Origin of the sequence: Streptomyces scabichelini (assembly GCF_011045015.1) — a bacterium.
GTDB classification, from domain to species: Bacteria; Actinomycetota; Actinomycetes; order Streptomycetales; family Streptomycetaceae; genus Streptomyces; species Streptomyces scabichelini.
The window spans coordinates 1-18,443 of the sequence record NZ_JAAKZY010000197.1 but is presented as its reverse complement, the minus strand read 5'-3'; the positions used below and the strand labels follow the sequence as shown (position 1 = coordinate 18,443).

At 68.4% G+C, this 18,443-nt stretch carries 10 protein-coding genes, 1 tRNA gene and 1 rRNA gene; 1 reads left to right on the top strand and 11 read right to left on the bottom strand.

Going from position 1 to position 18,443, the window contains the following annotated elements; translation table 11 throughout:
* Positions 1-384: 384 nt before the first annotated feature.
* The 8 genes from G5C60_RS39785 to G5C60_RS39750 all read right to left on the bottom strand — a co-directional run bounded on the left by G5C60_RS39785 (position 385) and on the right by G5C60_RS39750 (position 14,266).
* Positions 385-759 (bottom strand): helix-turn-helix domain-containing protein, encoded by a 375-nt coding sequence (locus G5C60_RS39785; protein ID WP_138043457.1) that lies wholly within the window; start codon positions 757-759, stop codon positions 385-387.
* 109 nt (positions 760-868) lie between these two features.
* Positions 869-1,414 (bottom strand): CinA family protein, encoded by a 546-nt coding sequence (locus tag G5C60_RS39780; protein ID WP_165267129.1) that lies wholly within the window; start codon positions 1,412-1,414, stop codon positions 869-871.
* On the bottom strand, positions 1,411-2,139 hold the full coding sequence (gene pgsA, locus G5C60_RS39775; protein ID WP_165267127.1) for a CDP-diacylglycerol--glycerol-3-phosphate 3-phosphatidyltransferase: 729 nt from the start codon (positions 2,137-2,139) through the stop codon (positions 1,411-1,413). The genes G5C60_RS39780 and pgsA overlap by 4 nt, the downstream gene beginning before the upstream one ends.
* Positions 2,136-3,608, bottom strand: a complete 1,473-nt coding sequence (gene rimO / locus G5C60_RS39770; protein ID WP_165267125.1) for a 30S ribosomal protein S12 methylthiotransferase RimO — start codon at positions 3,606-3,608, stop codon at positions 2,136-2,138. The genes pgsA and rimO overlap by 4 nt, the downstream gene beginning before the upstream one ends.
* Positions 3,609-3,727: 119 nt before the next feature.
* Positions 3,728-4,570, bottom strand: a complete 843-nt coding sequence (locus G5C60_RS39765) for a RodZ domain-containing protein (protein WP_165267123.1) — start codon at positions 4,568-4,570, stop codon at positions 3,728-3,730.
* 278 nt (positions 4,571-4,848) lie between these two features.
* Entirely contained in the window at positions 4,849-7,608 is a 2,760-nt protein-coding gene (locus G5C60_RS39760; RefSeq protein WP_241267410.1) for a DNA translocase FtsK, read from the bottom strand.
* Between the two features lie 203 nt (positions 7,609-7,811).
* Positions 7,812-8,498: a response regulator gene (locus tag G5C60_RS39755; RefSeq protein WP_165267119.1), complete on the bottom strand. Its 687-nt coding sequence runs from the start codon at positions 8,496-8,498 to the stop codon at positions 7,812-7,814.
* A 278-nt stretch (positions 8,499-8,776) separates the two neighbouring features.
* A complete protein-coding gene (locus G5C60_RS39750) occupies positions 8,777-14,266 on the bottom strand; it encodes a HAMP domain-containing protein (RefSeq protein WP_338146064.1) in 5,490 nt (1,829 codons plus the stop codon).
* Positions 14,267-14,567: 301 nt separating this feature from the next.
* Here G5C60_RS39750 and G5C60_RS39740 point away from each other — a divergent pair, with 301 nt between their 5' ends.
* A complete protein-coding gene (locus G5C60_RS39740) occupies positions 14,568-17,318 on the top strand; it encodes a SpoIIE family protein phosphatase (RefSeq protein WP_165267115.1) in 2,751 nt (916 codons plus the stop codon).
* Positions 17,319-17,396: 78 nt separating this feature from the next.
* On the opposite strand, the gene G5C60_RS39735 is transcribed toward G5C60_RS39740, so the two are convergent.
* The 3 genes from G5C60_RS39735 to rrf all read right to left on the bottom strand — a co-directional run bounded on the left by G5C60_RS39735 (position 17,397) and on the right by rrf (position 18,442).
* Positions 17,397-17,469, bottom strand: a tRNA-Thr gene (locus G5C60_RS39735).
* Between the two features lie 79 nt (positions 17,470-17,548).
* Complete coding sequence (locus G5C60_RS39730; protein ID WP_165267131.1) at positions 17,549-18,211, bottom strand: DegT/DnrJ/EryC1/StrS family aminotransferase; 663 nt, start codon at positions 18,209-18,211, stop codon at positions 17,549-17,551.
* A gap of 114 nt (positions 18,212-18,325) precedes the next feature.
* A 5S ribosomal RNA gene (gene rrf / locus G5C60_RS39725) occupies positions 18,326-18,442 on the bottom strand.
* Between the last annotated feature and the right edge of the window lies 1 nt (position 18,443).

The window sequence follows — 18,443 nt, the reverse complement described above, 5'->3', positions numbered from 1 at the left end:
CTGCCCGCCCCGCCATGGCGCCACCTCCAAACCCGCCAACCGACGCTAGACCGCCACCGTCACCCACCGGCAGGGCGCATCAATTCCAACGAGGCGCATCCAGCGCACCGACAACACCGGCGGCGCCGTCACTCCGTTTCGCGCGCCCCCAACCCCTCCACCATCACCGCCCCGAGATGCAGCGGCAAACGGGGGCAAAAGTAATGAAACCGAAACGCAAAACCCGGTCGGTCGCCCTCCGGCAACGCAAAAACCCCGACCGCGCCTCTCCAGGTCTTCCTGGAGAGGCCCCGATCGGGGCCCTCACACAGTTCTTCAGCTCATGAGCACGTACTCACGGCCACGCACCGTGAGCGCACGCTCACGACCACAAGCCCGCGACCGTCAGGCGGCGACCACGTCGACCGCTTCGGCCGGCGCCTTGATCGTCACTCGTTCGGGTGGCACTCCGGTCACTGACACGGAATTGAGCATCGGGCGTACCGGCGTGGGCACAGGCTCAGTGACCGCTGCCGACCGGGCCAGCTCGGCGAGTGCGAGCTCGTCGCTCACTTCTCGCATGAGCTCGGACATCCGTACGTCCAGCGCGTCGCAGATCGCGGAGAGCAGTTCGGAGGAAGCCTCCTTCTGCCCCCGCTCCACCTCGGAGAGATAGCCGAGTGAAACTCGGGCGGACGAGGAGACTTCGCGCAGAGTACGGCCCTGGCGCTGGCGCTGCCGACGCAGCACGTCACCAAGCAGGCGACGGAGCAGAATCATCGGTGGCTCCCTCCTCGGGCCGTGTAGCCGAATCCTTCTCGCCCCACCGTACCGCCTTGCGCTGCGGCCGTGCGGGGAGCGATGTCGTGTTCACTCAGGGCTGCAAACATCAATTCCCCCCGTTCTGTTCCGTATCCTGTGCCCGCTCATTTCCCATGTGTTCGTGCTCGAGCTCCTCCAGGAGAAGCCCGAGCACGCTCCGTACACTCTCCATACGGATTTCCGTCCGGCCGCCGTTCAACCGCAGCGCAGCCACTTTCCCGCCACCAATACCGCCGCCGAGCGCCACTGAAGGCCCGTCGACGGCAACGAAAACCGTGCCCACCGGCTGCCCGTCCTGCGCTTCCGGCCCCGCGACGCCGGTGGTCGCGACGCCCCAGTCCGCGCCGAGCACCTTGCGTACGCCGGCCGCCATCTGGCCCGCGACCTGCGGATCCACCGCCCCGCACTGTTCCAGCAGGGTGGCGTCGACGCCGAGTACATCCCGCTTCACCTCGGTGGCGTACGCGGTCACGGAACCGCGGAAGGCTTTGGAGGCCCCCGGTACCGCGGTGATCTCCGCTGCCACCAGACCACCCGTCAGCGACTCTGCGACAGCGAGCGTCTCGCCCCTCACTCTCAGTAGTCTCAGCACGTCAGCAGCCCTGGAGGTCATCCTTTCGCCTCCTCGGCCGCGGCTTTCCGTTCGGCGAGACCCTGGCGTCGCAGCACAATGGCTTGTCTCACATAGTCGAGCCCGGTCACCACGGTCAGGGCGACCGCCACAGCCATCACCCAGAACCTCAGCGTCGCCAGTGGTCCCGTCAGCGCCAGGACGTACATCCCGACCGCCGTGCCTTGGGCGAGCGTCTTCATCTTGCCGCCGCGGCTCGCCGGAATGACGCCGTAGCGGATAACGAGGAAACGCAGCAGGGTGATTCCCAGTTCCCGTCCGAGGATGACACTCGTCACCCACCACGGCAGATCGCCGAGCGAGGACAGACAGATCAGCGCCGCTCCCATGATCGCCTTGTCGGCGATCGGATCGGCGATCTTCCCGAAGTCGGTGACGAGGTTGTACGTACGCGCCAGGTGGCCGTCGAAGATGTCGGTGATCATGGCGACCGCGAAGGCGGCCCAGGCCCAGGCCCGCCAGACGGGGTCGTATCCGCCGTCGGCCAGCATCAGCGCGACGAAGCCCGGTACGAGGACGAGGCGGAGCATGGTCAGGAGGTTGGCAACGTTCCAGAGACTCGCCTGGTTGACGGCCACGGCGCCCAGCTTCCCGCCGCGCGACGACTTCGAGCCCTGAGCACCGGAAGCGCCCGTACCGGACGCGGCGGCACCATGCGTACCGGGCGTGCCGGGGCCGCCCGCCGCGGATGCCGGGACTCCCGTCATCTGGCAGCCTCCTCAGGACCTGCGAGCGAGCCCAGGAGCGGCTCGGCCACCAGGTCGACACCTTCCGTACCGACCACCTTCGCCTCGACCATACGACCGACCGTCAGGCCCTCGCCGCTCGTGAACAGCACCTGACCGTCGGTCTCCGGCGCCTGGTGCGCCGCGCGGCCGACCGCGCCCTCGGCGGCGTCGAGCGACTCGACGAGCACCTCCACGGTCTCGCCGACGCGCTCCTCCGCCCGCTGCGAGACCAGCTCCTCCGCCAGCCGCGAGACCCGGGCCAGCCGCTCGGCGACGACGTCCTCGTCCAGCTTGTTCCCGTACGTCGCCGCCTCCGTGCCCTCCTCGTCGGAGTACCCGAAGACGCCGATCGCGTCCAGCCGCGCGCCGTTCAGGAACCGCTCCAGCTCGGCCAGGTCGTCCGCGCTCTCGCCGGGGAAGCCCACGATGAAGTTGGACCGCACGCCGGCCTGCGGGGCCTTGCCGCGGATCGTGTCGAGCAGCTCCAGGAACCGGTCGGTGTCCCCGAAGCGCCGCATCGCGCGCAGCACATCGGGAGCGGAGTGCTGGAAGGACAGGTCGAAGTAGGGCGCGATCTTCGGCGTCGAGGTCAGTACGTCGATGAGCCCGGGCCGCATCTCGGCGGGCTGCAGATAGCTGACCCGCACCCGCTCGATCCCGTCGACGTCGGCGAGCTCGGGCAGCAGCGTCTCCAGGAGCCTGATGTCGCCCAGGTCCTTGCCGTACGAGGTGTTGTTCTCGGAGACCAGCATGATCTCCTTCACGCCCTGCTCGGCCAGCCAGCGCGTCTCACCCAGGACGTCGGACGGCCGCCTCGAGATGAAGGAGCCGCGGAAGGACGGGATGGCGCAGAACGAGCAGCGCCGGTCGCAGCCGGAGGCCAGCTTCACCGAGGCGACCGGAGAGCCGTCGAGACGGCGCCGCAGGGGCGCACGGGGGCCCGAGGACGGAGCGAGCCCCTCCGGAAGATCGGCGGGGCCGTGCCCGGGAAGTGCGACCTCGGCAGCGGACTCCTGCCGCTCGGCAGGGCTGATCGGCAGCAGCTTGCGGCGGTCCCGCGGGGTGTGCGCGGCGTGGATCCCGCCGTTCAGGATCGTCTGGAGCCGGTCGGAGATGTCCGCGTAGTCGTCGAAGCCCAGTACGCCGTCGGCCTCGGGCAGCGCTTCGGCGAGCTCCTTGCCGTACCGCTCGGCCATGCAGCCGACGGCGACGACGGCCTGGGTTCTGCCGTGCCCCTTGAGGTCGTTCGCCTCCAGGAGCGCGTCGACGGAGTCCTTCTTGGCGGCTTCGACGAAGCCGCACGTGTTGACGACGGCGACGTCCGCTTCCTCGGCGTCCTTCACGAGGTGCCAGCCGTCCGCCTCCAAGCGGCCTGCGAGCTCCTCCGAGTCCACCTCGTTACGAGCGCAGCCAAGAGTGACAAGTGCGACGGTACGGCGTTCAGGCATGGACTCAAGACTACTTCGTCCCACTGACAGCCCACGTCGACGGGGTTGGCCGATCTTGGCCAACCCCGTGCCCGCCTGCCCGAAAAAGCCGATGCCCGCCTGCCCGGAAAGTCGTGCGGCTAGCCGACCTCGGGATCGCCCTTCGTGTACGTCAGGCGCTCGACCTGACCATCCTGGAACTCGTCCTCGATCTCCTTGCCGTTGACGAACAGCTTGATCATGCCTGCGTCACCGAGGACGAGGTCGATCTGCTGTTTGTCCTGGAATGTCTTGGACTGGCCCTGCTTCAGGAGCCCGTCGAACATCAACCGTCCGTTGTGGTCCTTCGCCGAGATCCAGCTGCGGCCGTCGTCCGCGATCACCATGACGGTGACCTTGTCCCGGGGCGCGGCCGCGATGGCGCTGTCCGACGGGTCGGGTGTGGGGGCGGCGGACTTGGTCGGCTTCGGCTTGGGGGACTTGCTGGTGGCGGGCGTGGAACCCTCGGCGACCTGCGTCTTCGCATCGGCTCCGTCGTTGCTGTCGCTGAACAGCGTGAACCCGACGAAGCCGATCACGGCGACGATCGCGGCGACCATGGCCGCGGTCCAGTTGGGCCGCTGTCGCTCCGGACGGATGCGCTCCGCCTCGAACAGCGGCGCCGCCGGCGTCGGCGCCGGACGCCCGCCGTGTTCGGCAGCGTACTGGGCGAGCAGCGGGTCCGGATCGATGTGCACGGCGCGTGCCAGGGTCCGGATGTGGCCGCGCGCGTAGACGTCGCCGCCGCAGGCGGCGAAGTTGTCCTGCTCGATCGCGTGCACGATTTGCATGCGGACCCGGGTGGCGCTACTGACTTCGTCGACGGTCAGCCCTGCTTCGATGCGTGCCTGTTGCAGCGCACGGCCGATCGAAGGACGATCGTCCTCTTCGAAGGGACGCTCGTCCTCAGGGGAGTTGTCCTCAGGGGAGTTGCCGATGGACACGGGGGCGCCTTTCGAGCGTGTAGCCACCTGTGCTGGAGGTTCAGTCTAGGGGGGGTGCGAAAGGGTGGGGCAACCGGGCGGTAGGACTTTGTACGCCATCAGAATGGCCCGACATCCTGATGGTGGGACATGCAGCTGTCCCTTCCTTCAACTTGACGTGCGCCGAAGGGAAACGGTTGCTCGCCGTTTCTTTACGGATGGGTCACGGCCGATTCCGCGCGTGTCGTCGGCCCACCCGAACAGGTACCCGGCCCGCACCGATTCCTGACGGTGATTCCTTACGGTTGAGCCTCCCCACGGATCACCGCGAGCACGCCGTCCAGCTCGTCAGGTTTCACAAGAACATCACGAGCCTTGGAACCCTCGCTCGGACCGACGATGTTGCGGGACTCCATGAGGTCCATCAGCCGTCCGGCCTTGGCGAATCCGACGCGCAGCTTGCGCTGCAGCATCGAGGTGGACCCGAACTGCGTGGAGACGACCAGTTCGGCCGCCTGGCACAGCAGGTCCAGGTCGTCGCCGATGTCCTCGTCGATCTCCTTCTTCTGCTTGGTGCCGACCACGACGTCGTCCCTGAAGACCGGGGCCATCTGGTCCTTGCAGTGCTGGACGACCGCGGCGACCTCCTCCTCCGTCACGAAGGCGCCCTGCATGCGGGTGGGCTTGTTCTGGCCCATCGGCAGGTACAGCCCGTCGCCCTTGCCGATCAGCTTCTCAGCACCCGGCTGGTCGAGGATGACGCGGCTGTCGGCGAGCGAGGAGGTGGCGAAGGCCAGCCGGGACGGCACGTTCGCCTTGATCAGACCGGTGACGACGTCCACGGAGGGCCGCTGCGTGGCGAGGACGAGATGGATGCCGGCCGCGCGCGCGAGCTGCGTGATCCGCACGATGGCGTCTTCCACGTCCCTGGGGGCGACCATCATCAGGTCCGCGAGCTCGTCGACGATCACCAGCAGATACGGGTACGGGTTGAGCTCGCGCTCGCTGCCCTCGGGCAGCTTGACCTTGCCGTTCCTGATGGCCTCGTTGAAGTCGTCGATGTGCCGGTACCCGAACGCCGCGAGGTCGTCGTAGCGCAGATCCATCTCCCGTACGACCCACTGCAGTGCCTCGGCGGCCCGCTTCGGGTTGGTGATGATCGGCGTGATCAGGTGCGGAATGCCTTCGTACGCGGTGAGTTCGACGCGCTTGGGGTCGACGAGCACCATGCGGACGTCTTCTGGAGTCGCCCTGACCATGACCGACGTGATCAGGCAGTTGATGCACGACGACTTGCCGGAACCGGTCGCTCCGGCCACCAGCACGTGCGGCATCTTCGCGAGGTTGGCCATCACATAGCCGCCCTCGACGTCCTTGCCGAGCGCGACCAGCATCGGGTGGTCGTCCTCGGCCGCGTCGGCCAGCCGCAGCACATCGCCCAGGTTGACCATCTCGCGGTCGGTGTTGGGGATTTCGATGCCGACCGCCGACTTGCCGGGGATCGGGCTGATGATCCGCACGTCCGGGCTGGCGACGGCGTACGCGATGTTCTTGGTGAGCGCGGTGATGCGCTCGACCTTCACGGCGGGGCCGAGCTCGACCTCGTACCGCGTGACCGTCGGGCCGCGCGTGAAGCCCGTGACGGAGGCGTCGACCTTGAATTCGGTGAAGACGGTGGTGAGCGACTCGACGATGGCGTCGTTGGCGGCGCTGCGCGCCTTGCCGGGGCCACCGCGCTCCAGGAGGTCGAGCGACGGCAGGGAGTACGTGATGTCGCCGGAGAGCTGGAGCTGCTCGGCACGCGGCGGCAGTTCGCGCGGCTCCTCCGGGGGCGCCTTGGTCAGGTCGGCGACCTCGGCCTTCAGCATCTCCTGCTTGGGCTTGCCCCCCTTGGCGCCCTTGCTGCGCGCGGCAGGTACCGGCGTCGTCTCCTCGCGCCGGCCCGTGTCCTCACGCCCGCCACGGTCCGCCCCGACGCCCTGCGTCAGATCGGCCACCAGCGCCGAGGGCGGCATCCCGTGCATCACGGCGCCGTCGAGCGCCGCTGCGGCCGCCGCGGCCACGTCGACCGCGTCCATCTGCCGGTCCGGGGCGGGTTGCTGCACCGCGGGCCGCCTGGGGCGGCTCCGGCGCTTGGAGAGCGCCTCTTGCTCGGCGCTGTCCGGGTCGTATGCCTCGGGCTCCTGAGGTGCGGAGCGGCGCCTCCTGGAGCGTGCGGGCAGCGCCTCGCGCCACTGGTCGTCGTAGCGCTCGTCGTCCTCGCTGACGCCGTCGTCGGCCGTCTGCGGCTGTACGAGGCCGAGCTTGGCCCCGAGCAGCCGCAGCCGCTGCGGGATGGCGTTGACGGGAGTCGCCGTGACCACCAGGAGCCCGAAGACCGTGAGGAGCACGAGGAGCGGTACGGCCAGGACCTCACCCATCGTGTACGTCAGGGGCGTCGCCGCACCCCAGCCGATGAGCCCGCCGGCGTCCCTTATCGCCTGCATTCCGTCGCTGCGCGCGGGTGCCCCGCAGGCGATGTGGACCTGGCCGAGCACGCCGATCACAAGTGCGGACAGGCCGATGACGATGCGTCCGTTGGCGTCGGGCTTCTCGGGGTGCCGGATGAGGCGCCCGGCGATGACAGCGAGCAGGATCGGCACGAGCAGATCGAGGCGGCCGAAGGCACCGGTCACCAACAGCTCGACGAGGTCCCCGACGGGGCCGCGGAGGTTGGACCAGGTGCCCGCGGCGACGATCAGCCCGAGGGCGATCAGCAGCAGGGCGAGACCGTCCTTTCGATGCGCCGGATCGAGCCCCTTCGCGCCCCGCCCTATGCCGCGGAACACGGCGCCGACGGCGTGCGCGACCCCGAGCCACAGGGCGCGCACGAGCCTGTACACGCCCCCCGTGGGGTTGGGAGCCGGCTTGGGCGGTGCGGCTTTCTTGGCCGCGGCCTTCTTCGCCGGCGCCTTTTTCGCCGGGGCTTTCTTCGCGGGGGCCTTCTTCGCCGCAGCCTTCTTCGGAGCGGCCGCCTTCTTCGCGGGCGACTTCTTGGCTGCGGGCTGACGTGAGGCCATGGGTGTGAGGTTACCGGGGGAGACCACTGCGGACACGTGTGCCTTCTGCTTCACTCGTTCGTGTCGCATCTGTCGAGGCGCCAAACTGACCGGACCTCAAGCGGCGTACGTGACTTGGCGGCCGAAGGACACCGGAGAACAGGGCCGTTCGGCTCAGCTCGCACCCGGCCGAACCGATGCGGTGCCCCCGCGGTTCTGCGAACTCAGTTCTGCGAAGGCAGCGAAGCCGCCCCGCTCCCCGTCCCCGGCTCCAGCGCGTCCAGTGCCCGGCGCAATCCCGTGAGTTTGCGTTCGAGATGGGCCGCGGTCGCCACCGCCGCCGCGTCCGCCGAGTCGTCGTCGAGCTGCTTGGACAGCGCCTCGGCCTGCTCCTCTACGGCCGCCAGCCGCGCGGAGAGTTCGGCGAGCAGCCCGGCGGGCTCCTTGGCCTCGCCGACCGCGGTCTTGCCGCCACCGCCTTCCAGCTGGAGCCGCAACAGGGCCGCCTGCTCCCGGAGTTGGCAGTTCTTCATGTAGAGCTCGACGAAGACGGAGACCTTCGCGCGCAGCACCCACGGGTCGAACGGCTTGGAGATGTAGTCCACGGCGCCCGCCGCGTACCCCCGGAAGGTGTGGTGCGGGCCGTGGTTGATGGCGGTGAGGAAGATGATCGGGATGTCCCGGGTCCTCTCCCGCCGCTTGATGTGCGCGGCGGTCTCGAAACCGTCCATGCCCGGCATCTGGACATCCAGCAGAATGACCGCGAAATCGTCCGTGAGTAGTGCTTTGAGCGCTTCCTCCCCGGACGATGCCCGAACCAGTGTCTGATCGAGCGCAGAGAGGATGGCCTCCAGCGCCAGCAGATTCTCCGGCCGGTCATCGACCAGGAGGATCTTGGCCTTCTGCACCATGGCCCGTCCTCCTCGCCCCGGCAGTGCACCGGGCGCCGCCCCAGGGGACGACTCCCTTACGTCGCCCGTCCTTGTGCCGGTCATGGTAGCCGCACCCCGCCTGTCGCCACACCCTGTCACCGCGATGTCACTGTGCACGTAGCAGAAACGCGGCAGGAGACCAGAAGGTTCCCCGAATCCCGGGTTTCTACACGGGGGCGGGCACAGTCAGTCAGCAGCTCCGTGTGCCCCGCCCCTTCGAGTCTCCGGCTTCACCTGAACCCGGGGACCTCAGTTGGTCACCGCTCGCGCATCCACCGCTCCATCACCTCGAGCAGATGATCGGGATCGACCGGCTTCGTCACATAGTCGGAAGCCCCCGACTCGATCGCCTTCTCACGGTCGCCCTTCATCGCCTTCGCGGTGAGGGCGATGATCGGCAGGCCGGCGAACTGGGGCATCCGACGGATCGCCGACGTGGTCGCGTACCCGTCCATCTCGGGCATCATGATGTCCATCAGGACGACCGTCACGTCGTCGTGCTGCTCCAGGACCTCGATGCCCTCGCGGCCGTTCTCGGCGTACAGCACCGACAGGCCGTGCTGCTCCAGGACGCTGGTGAGCGCGAACACGTTGCGGATGTCGTCGTCGACGATCAGCACCTTCTCGCCTTCGAAGTGGACGACGCCGCGTGACTGGGCGACCCCCTCCTGGCCACGCGCGGCCCAGGGCTCCTGGACCTGCGCCTGGTGCCCCGCCAGCGTGGGCCGCTGTCCCGCCGCGGGCAGCGCCCTGCGGCGGCGCCTGAAGAGCGCGGCGGCCCCGTTCTGGGTCTCCTGGTACGACTTGACCTCGGCGGGCGTCTCCGCCTGGGGCCCGTCCTCGTCCGCCACAGGCCCGAGGAGCGCTCCGTTGTCCATCGCCGGCGCGGCGAGCTGCGGGTAGCCCTGCGGGGGCAGTTCGCTCGGGTGCAGCGGCAAATACAGCGTGAACGTGGAGCCCCGTCCCGGCTCGCTCTGGGCGTGGATCTCGCCGCCCAGCAGCCGCGCGATCTCCCGTGAGATGGACAGCCCCAGTCCCGTACCGCCGTACTTCCGGCTCGTCGTGCCGTCCGCCTGCTTGAACGCCTCGAAGATCACCCGCATCTTGCTGCCGGCGATGCCGATGCCGGTGTCGGTCACGGAGAACGCGATCAGATCGGCGTCCGCGTCCCGCAGCGAACCCGCCTCCAGAAGCTGCTCACGGATGGCGACGGGCACGTCCGCGCCCGCAGGCCGGATGACCAGCTCGACCGCTCCGGAGTCGGTGAACTTCACCGCGTTGGACAGCAGGTTGCGCAGCACCTGAAGGAGCCGCTGCTCGTCCGTGTGCAGCGTGGCGGGCAGCTCGGGCGAGACGCGTACGGAGAAGTCGAGGCCCTTCTCTGCCGTCAGCGGACGGAAAGTGGCCTCTACGTAGTCGACGAGTTGGACCAGCGCGATCCGGGTCGGCGACACGTCCATCTTGCCCGCCTCGACCTTCGACAGGTCCAGGATGTCGTTGATCAGCTGGAGCAGGTCGGAGCCCGCCCCGTGGATCGTCTCGGCGAACTCGACCTGCTTCGGGGTGAGGTTGGAGTCCGCGTTGTCGGCGAGCAGCTTGGCCAGGATCAGCAGCGAGTTGAGCGGCGTACGCAGCTCGTGCGACATGTTCGCGAGGAACTCGCTCTTGTAGCGCATGGAGACCGCGAGTTGCTCGGCGCGCTCCTCCAGGACCTGCCGCGCCTCCTCGATCTCGGTGTTCTTGACCTCGATGTCGCGGTTCTGCCGGGCCAGCAGCTCGGCCTTCTCCTCCAGTTCGGCGTTGGACTCCTGGAGGGCCTTCTGCCGGTTCTCCAACTCGGCCGACCGCTCCCTCAGTTGCTCGGTCAGCTCCTGCGACTGCTTGAGCAGCACCTCGGTCTTGGTGTTCACGGCGATCGTGTTGACGCTCGTCGCGATCATCTCGGCGATCTGGTTGAGAAAGTCCTTCTGGATCTGCGTGAACGGCTGGAACGACGCCAGCTCGATCACCCCCAGAACGGTCCCTTCGAAGAGCACCGGCAGCACGATGACATGCGCCGGGGGCGCTTCACCGAGCCCGGAGGCGATCTTCAGGTACCCGGGCGGCACATTGTCGACGAGAATCGTCCGCTTCTCCTTGGCGGCCGTCCCGATCAGCGTCTCTCCGGGCCGGAACGACGTCGGCATGGACCCCATGGAGTAGCCGTAGTGCCCAAGCATGCGCAGCTCGTACGAGTCGTCGTTCGCGGCGCCCAGATCCTTGCCGTCGTCCAGGGGCATCGCCAGGAAGAACGCGCCGTGCTGCGCCGAGACCACCGGAGTCAGCTCGCTCATGATGAGCGAGGCCACGTCGGCGAGGTCGCGGCGGCCCTGCATCAGAGCGGAGATCCGGGCGAGGTTGCCCTTCAGCCAGTCCTGTTCCTCGTTGGCGATGGTGGTGTCGCGCAGGTTGGCGATCATCTTGTTGATGTAGTCCTGAAGTTCCTGGATCTCGCCGGAGGCATCCACGTCGATCTTCAGGTTCAGGTCGCCGCGGGTCACCGCGGTCGCCACGCGCGCGATGGCACGTACCTGCCGGGTCAGGTTCCCGGCCATCTCGTTCACCGACTCGGTGAGGTCGCGCCAGGTGCCGTCCACGTCGCGTACGCGCGCCTGGCCGCCCAACTGGCCCTCCGTGCCCACCTCACGGGCGACGCGGGTGACCTCCTCGGCGAAGGAAGAGAGCTGGTCGACCATCGTGTTGATGGTGGTCTTGAGCTCCAGGATCTCGCCGCGCGCGTCGATGTCGATCTTCTTGGTCAGATCGCCCTTGGCGATGGCCGTGGTGACCATCGCGATGTTGCGCACCTGGCCGGTCAGGTTGGACGCCATGCCGTTCACGGACTCGGTGAGGTCCTTCCACGTACCGGCGACCCCCGGGACGTGCGCCTGGCCGCCCAGGATGCCGTCCGTGCCCACTTCGCGGGCCACCCGGGTGACCTGGTCGGCGAACGAACTCAGCGTCCGCACCATCGTGTTGACGGTGTCCGCGAGCTGGGCGATCTCGCCGCTCGCCTCGACCGTGACCTTCTTGGTGAGGTCGCCGTTGGCCACCGCCGTCGCGACCTGGGAGATGTTGCGCACCTGGCCGGTCAGGTTGTTGGCCATCACGTTGACGTTGTCGCTCAGGTCCTTCCAGATGCCCGTCACACCGGGCACCCGCGCCTGACCGCCGAGATTGCCGTCGGTGCCCACCTCACGGGCCACCCGCGTGACCTGCTCGGCGAAGTTCGACAGCTGGTCCACCATCGTGTTGACGGTGGTGACGAGCTCGAGGATCTCGCCCTTCGCGTCGACGGTGATCTTCTTGGACAGGTCGCCCTTGGCGACCGCCGTGGTGACCTCGGCGATCTGCCGCACCTGAATGGTGAGGTTGTTCGCCATGAAGTTCACAGACTGCGTGAGGTCCTTCCAGGTGCCGGAGACACCCTGCACCTCGGCCTGGCCGCCGAGAATGCCCTCCGTGCCCACCTCACGGGCCACCCGCGTGACCTGCTCGGCGAAGTTCGACAGCTGGTCCACCATCGTGTTGAGGGTGTTCTTCAGCTCCAGGATCTCGCCGCGCGCGTCCACGTCGATCTTCTGCGACAGGTCACCGCGGGCCACCGCGGTCGCGACCTGCGCGATGTTGCGCACCTGGGAGGTGAGGTTGCCCGCCATGCCGTTCACGGAGTCGGTCAGATCGCGCCACACACCGGCGACGCCGGGCACCTGCGCCTGACCGCCGAGCCGGCCGTCCGTACCCACCTCACGGGCCACCCGGGTCACCTGCTCCGCGAAGGCGCTGAGCTGGTCGACCATGGTGTTGATGGTGTTCTTGAGCTCCAGGATCTCGCCGCGCGCGTCGACCTCGATCTTCTGCGACAGGTCGCCGCGCGCCACCGCCGTCGTCACCTGGGCGATCTGCCGCACCTGGGACGTCAGGTTGCCCGCCATGAAGTTGACGGAGTCGGTGAGGTCCTTCCAGGTACCGCTGACGCCGTCCACGCGCGCCTGACCGCCGAGCCGGCCCTCCGTACCCACGTCACGCGCCATGCGCGTCACCTGGTCGGCGAAGGTCGACAGCTGGTCCACCATCGTGTTCACGGTGTTCTTCAGCTCGAGCATCTCGCCGGAGACGTCCACGGTGACCTTCTGCGACAGATCGCCGTTGGCGACCGCCGTCGTCACCTGCGCGATGTTGCGCACCTGACCGGTGAGGTTCCGGAACGCCGTGTTGACGGAGTCCGTCAGGTCCTTCCAGGTGCCGGCCGCGCCCGGCACCTGCGCCTGGCCGCCCAGCTCACCCTCGACACCGATCTCCCGCGCCACCCGCGTGACTTCGTCACCGAAGGACGACAGCTGGTCGACCATCGTGTTGACGGTGTTCTTCATCTCCAGCATCTCGCCGGCCACATCGACGGTGACCTTCTGCGACAGGTCACCGCTGGCCACCGCCGTCGTCACCGAGGCGATGTCCCGCACCTGGGTGGTGATGTTCCGGAAGACCGTGTTCACCGAATCGGTGAGGTCCTTCCACGTTCCCGCCGCACCCGGCACATTCGCCTGACCGCCGAGCCGCCCCTCGCCGCCGACCTCGTTGGCGACCCGGGTGACCTCGTCCGCGAACGTACGCAGCGTCTCGGTCATCTGGTTGATCGTCTCGGCGAGCTGCGCCATCTCACCGCGTGCCGAAACGGTCACCTTCTGCGACAGATCGCCATTGGCGACCGCCGTCGTCACCTGGGCGATGCCGCGCACCTGGGACGTCAGATTGCCGGCCATAAGATTCACCGAATCGGTGAGGTCCTTCCACACTCCGGCCACACCCGGCACCTGCGCCTGGCCGCCGAGCTCGCCCTCCGTACCGACCTCGCGCGCGACTCGCGTCACCTCGGAGGAGAACGAGGAGAGCTGGTCCACCATCGTGTTGACGGTGTTCTTGAGCTCCAGCATCTCGCCGGCCACATGAACCGTGACCTTCCGGGACAAGTCACCCTTGGCGACCGCCGTTGTCACGAGTGCGATGTCACGCACCTGTGCGGTCAGCCGGTACGCCATCGTGTTGACGGAGTCCGTGAGATCCTTCCACGAACCGGACATACCGCGCACCCGGGCCTGTCCACCCAGCTTGCCCTCCGTGCCCACCTCGCTGGCCACGCGCGTGACCTCGTCGGTGAACGTGGACAGCTGGTCGACCAGGTTGTTGACCGTGCGCCCGACCTTGAGGAACTCCCCGCGCAGCGGATGCCCGTTGCCGTCCGCCGCCTGCGCCCGCAGATCCATACGCGGCGACAGGTCGCCCTCGGCCACCGCCGACAGCACCCGTCCGACCTCGGAGACAGGGCGTACGAGGTCGTCGACCAGCGCGTTGGACGCGTCGATCGCCGAGGCCCAGGAACCCTCGCAGACGCCCGTCTCCAGGCGTTCTGTGAGCTTTCCCTCTCGACCGACCATGCGCCGTACGCGCGACAGCTCGCCCGTCAGATGCAGATTGCGGTCGGCCACCTCGTTGAAGACCGCCGCGATCTCGGACATGACACCGTCGCCCGACACGGTCAGTCGCTTGCGGAAGTTCCCGTCCCGCATGGACACCAGGGCCACGAGCAGTCTGTTCAGCGCGGCAGTGTCCACTTCCGTGGTCCCGTTGCGCGGTTTGCGCTGATTACTCAGGGACTGTCCGCCTTTCGCGCGCGCTTTATTGCCCCGCGTCGCTGCGCCAGACTCCACTGTGTCCCTCCCGCAAGGGTCGACCGTTACTGCTCGGCGTGCTCGGGTACTGCTGTGCGTGTTCGGACCATCTCTTGAAGCTTGCCCAGTGTTTCACCGTGGCAGAACCAGGCCATAACAGTTCGGCAGCTTCGCACATCGTCCGCACACACCCTCCTGGACGGAAACACTGTGGTGACCGGCATCCGCATGGACGGCGAAGGTAAGTAACCTTGCATGCGGCTGTCCAGCCACACCGGTCCGTCCGGCCTGGGCGGTGGCACGAGCACGAGCGGGCAGGCATCGGAGGGGCGGCCTCACCATGACCACCGGACTGCATCCTGGGGGACAGCCCCAGGATCCCGGGCCGACAGGCAACCGTCATCTGCCGCGGCAGGAACGGGTCGGCCACGAAGCCCTGCCCGAAGAGAGCCGGACAAGGAGTGCTGTGATCACCGCCCGCGCGGCCGCCAGCTTCGACCCCGTCGGGCGGTCCGTCGCGACCGCTCGGTCCTTCGTCCGTGACACCCTCCAGGGCTGGGGCTTCAGTGACATCGTCGACGACGCCGTGGTCCTCACCAGCGAGCTTGTCACCAACGCCGTGGTGCACGCGGGCACATCCGCCGATGTCCTGTGTCTGCGCACGGATGACGGCGTACGCATCGAAGTAGCGGACCGCTACCCCGAACGGGAGATTCCACTCCAGGCGACCGCCGTCAACATGGGCAGCCCCGACCGCGAGGGCGGCCGCGGCCTGCAGCTGTGCGCCGCCCTGGCCACCTGCTGGGGCGTCCAGTACACGCCCACCCACAAGCAGGTCTGGTTCCAACTCGACCTCCCGGACCGCCCGGTGGGCACCCGCACCGCCGGACCCGCGCTGCCCGCCGACCTGCTACCCCTCGCCGACGGACGCGTACGCGTCGCCGTGGTCCAGATCGACCGCGTCGGCGCCATCTCCGCCTGGAGCGAGGACGCGGAGGAGCTCTTCGGATACGCGGCCGAGCAGGTCGTCGGCAAACCACTGACCGACCTCGCGGCCTGGCCGCACACCCCCGGCACCAGCACCGGCATCGTCGAGGCCCTCCAGCTCTCGCGCTGGGAGGGCAGCTACGGCATCCGCGGCGCCAACGGCCGCGTGACACCCGTGTACGCCTCGCATCTGCGCGTCCGCGACACCGGCGGCGAGCCCTCCACGGTCTGTCTTCTCGTACGGGATCACGAGCGCGCCGTCCTTCAGACTCCCCTGCGCGTACCCGCCGCGGACTCGGCAACACACCCCGAAGGGAGCCAGGGCACCGACCCCTTCGAGGTCTTCATCGGCTCCCCGGCCCCGGACGACCTCGACGGCCTCCTCCAGCGCACCGTGGAACGCGCCCGCGACATGCTCGACGGCGACTCCGCCTTCCTGCTCCTGGCCACCGACGACGAGACCGAGCTGGAGGTACGCGCCTCCACGGGGCTCCCCTCCGCCCGCCAGCGCTTCGCTCGCGTCCCTGTGGAGGCGGGCCCCGGCCGCTACGGCTCGGCGCGGATGCCGGCCGTCCACGACGACCTCACGGCCGTCCCGGGCGCCGTACCGCTGCTGAACGGCACGGGCATGCGCTCGGTCGTCACGGTCCCGCTGAAGGTCGAGGGCCGCCTCACGGGCTCGCTCGGCGTCGCGGCGGAGTCCCCCGCCCGGTATTCGAACGAAGAAGCCCTGCGTCTTCAGTTCGCCGCCGACCGCATCGCACTCGCCGTCGAATCCGCCCGCCTCGGCGAGTTGGAGAAGCTGCGCCGCGGCTCGCTGTCCTTCCTCGTGGAGGCCTCGGACCTCCTCGCGGGCACTCTGGATCGCGACCAGACGCTGGCCCTGATGGCCCAGATGACGGTCCCGACCCTGGCCACCTGGTGCGCCGTCTACACGATCGCCGACCAGGCCTCGGAGCCGTATCTCTCGTACGTCCTGCACGAGGACGAGGAGCGCATCGACGGCCTCAAGGCCCTCCTCTCCAAGATCTCCCCACCGGACCCGATCCCGACCCCGGGCGCCCGCGTCTGGTCGGCCCCGGCGGAGGCGGCCCACGAGGCGGCCCTGCGCACCTCCATGCGCAGCCTGGGCCGCGGCGAGCCCGCGACGGTCAGCTCCGGCATCGGCACGACGCTCGCCACGGCCTCCGCGGTCGGCGGCGAAACGGTCGTACTCCCCCTGGTGGCCCGCAACCGCGTCATCGGCATGCTGACGCTCGGCAAGCCGTCGGACGAACACTTCCGCCAGGAGATTCTGGAACTGGCCGAGGACCTCTCCCGAAGGGCCGCCCTGGCCCTGGACAACGCCCGCCTGTACTCGGAGCGCATGGCCATCAGCCAGTCCCTCCAGCGCAGCCTCCTGCCCCCCGAACTCCCCGACATCGAGGGCGTGGAGGTCGAGGTCATCTACCGCGCCGCGGGCGAGGGCAACGAGGTAGGCGGCGACTTCTACGACGTCTTCCCGATCCGCGACAGCGCGTACGGCTTCGCCATCGGCGACGTCTGCGGCACGGGCCCGGAGGCCGCGGCGGTCACAGGTCTGGCGCGCCACGCCCTCCGCCTCCTCGCCCGCGAGGGTTTCGGCGGTCCCGCCGTCCTGGAGCGCCTCAACTCCGCGATCCTCGACGAGGGCGCCCGCAGCCGCTTCTTGACGCTCCTGTACGGCGAGTTGTGGCCCCAGGAGGACGGCAGCGCCGTCCTGAAGATCGTCTGCGCCGGCCATCCGCTCCCGCTGCGCCTGCGCCAGGACGGCACTGTGGAACCGGCCGCCGAACCGCAGCCTCTCCTCGGCGTCATGGAGGACCTCGAGCTGTACGAGCAGACGGTGACGCTCGAGCCGGGCGACGTCCTCCTGTGCGTGACGGACGGCGTCACCGAACGCCGCGAGGGCACACGCATGTTGGGCGACGACGGCCTCACAGACGTCCTCACCACCTGCACGGGCCTGACGGCCGGCGCCGTCGCCGCCCGCATCATGCGCGCAGTCGAACGCTTCGCCTCCGACGCCCCGTCAGATGACATGGCCATCCTGGCCATGCGCGTTCCGGGCCTCCACAAAGACTGACGTACTCAAGACTGACGTACTGAAGTCCGGAACACGGAAAAGGCCCCCGCCCAATCGGGCGGAGGCCTTTTCCGTCAGAGCCCCCAAACGGAATCGAACCGTTGACCTTCTCCTTACCATGGAGACGCTCTACCGACTGAGCTATAGGGGCCTGTTGCGCTGGCGTGATTTCCTCGCGGCAACGGCATAGATCATACCCCGAACGGCAGAGTGCTCCCAACCGTGTTCGACTAGAAGGCAGGCTGCAACAACCCACCGAGCGCATTGCACGCGGACACGATGCGATGCATCTCGCGCTTCGTCAAAGAAGCGTGCACGGGCAGCGCCAGCGTCTCGTCCGCGGCCCGCTCGGTCTCCGGCAGACATATGTCCCGACGGAACCCGGGCATCCGGTGCACGGGCGTCTTCACCGGCACCCGGCACTCAACTCCCCTGGCCCGCACGGCCCGTGCGAAGGCATCCCGGTCGGGCCGCCCATTACCCGGCACCCGCACGACGTACTGCTGATACGTGTGCCCCTTACCGTGCTCCGGCGTTCGCACACCGCTCAACCGCCTGTCCAGATACGCGGCATGAGCCCTGCGCTGCTCGATCCCGTCGTACGGCGCCTCGGACTCACTCTGCTCCAGCACCAGGAGACCATGCCGCTGTCCTACGTTCCGCAGCCATCCGATGTCAGCCGGCCGACCGAAGCGGTGCACGGCGACCACGGCCACCGTCCGCGGCCCAATGACGGCGTCGACAGCGGCGACATCGAGGCAGTACGTCGCCGGATCTATGTCGGCGAACACCGGCATCGCACCGGTCAGGCTCACGGCCTCGGCGACCTCGACGTTCCCGAACGCCGGCACGATGACCTCGTCACCGACACCGACGCCTGCGGCCCTGAGCATTCCTACAGTCCCCATGCTCCGGATGCTGATCGCGCAACGTGAACTCCAAGTGACGCACAACAGAAAAGAGCTGGTCCCCGAACCGAAGTTCGGGGACCAGCTCTTTCAATATTAGTTCGGCGGTGTCCTACTCTCCCACAGGGTCCCCCCTGCAGTACCATCGGCGCTGTAAGGCTTAGCTTCCGGGTTCGGAATGTAACCGGGCGTTTCCCTCACGCTATGACCACCGAAA

Excerpts from the sequence above, each read along its gene's own strand:
- G5C60_RS39785 (WP_138043457.1), bottom strand. The coding sequence starts at position 759 with ATGATTCTGCTCCGTCGCCTGCTTGGTGACGTGCTGCGTCGGCAGCGC.
- G5C60_RS39780 (WP_165267129.1), bottom strand. The coding sequence starts at position 1,414 with ATGACCTCCAGGGCTGCTGACGTGCTGAGACTACTGAGAGTGAGGGGC.
- pgsA (WP_165267127.1), bottom strand. The coding sequence starts at position 2,139 with ATGACGGGAGTCCCGGCATCCGCGGCGGGCGGCCCCGGCACGCCCGGT.
- rimO (WP_165267125.1), bottom strand. The coding sequence starts at position 3,608 with ATGCCTGAACGCCGTACCGTCGCACTTGTCACTCTTGGCTGCGCTCGT.
- G5C60_RS39760 (WP_241267410.1), bottom strand. The coding sequence starts at position 7,608 with ATGGCCTCACGTCAGCCCGCAGCCAAGAAGTCGCCCGCGAAGAAGGCG.
- G5C60_RS39755 (WP_165267119.1), bottom strand. The coding sequence starts at position 8,498 with ATGGTGCAGAAGGCCAAGATCCTCCTGGTCGATGACCGGCCGGAGAAT.
- G5C60_RS39740 (WP_165267115.1), top strand. The coding sequence starts at position 14,568 with ATGACCACCGGACTGCATCCTGGGGGACAGCCCCAGGATCCCGGGCCG.
- G5C60_RS39730 (WP_165267131.1), bottom strand. The coding sequence starts at position 18,211 with ATGCTCAGGGCCGCAGGCGTCGGTGTCGGTGACGAGGTCATCGTGCCG.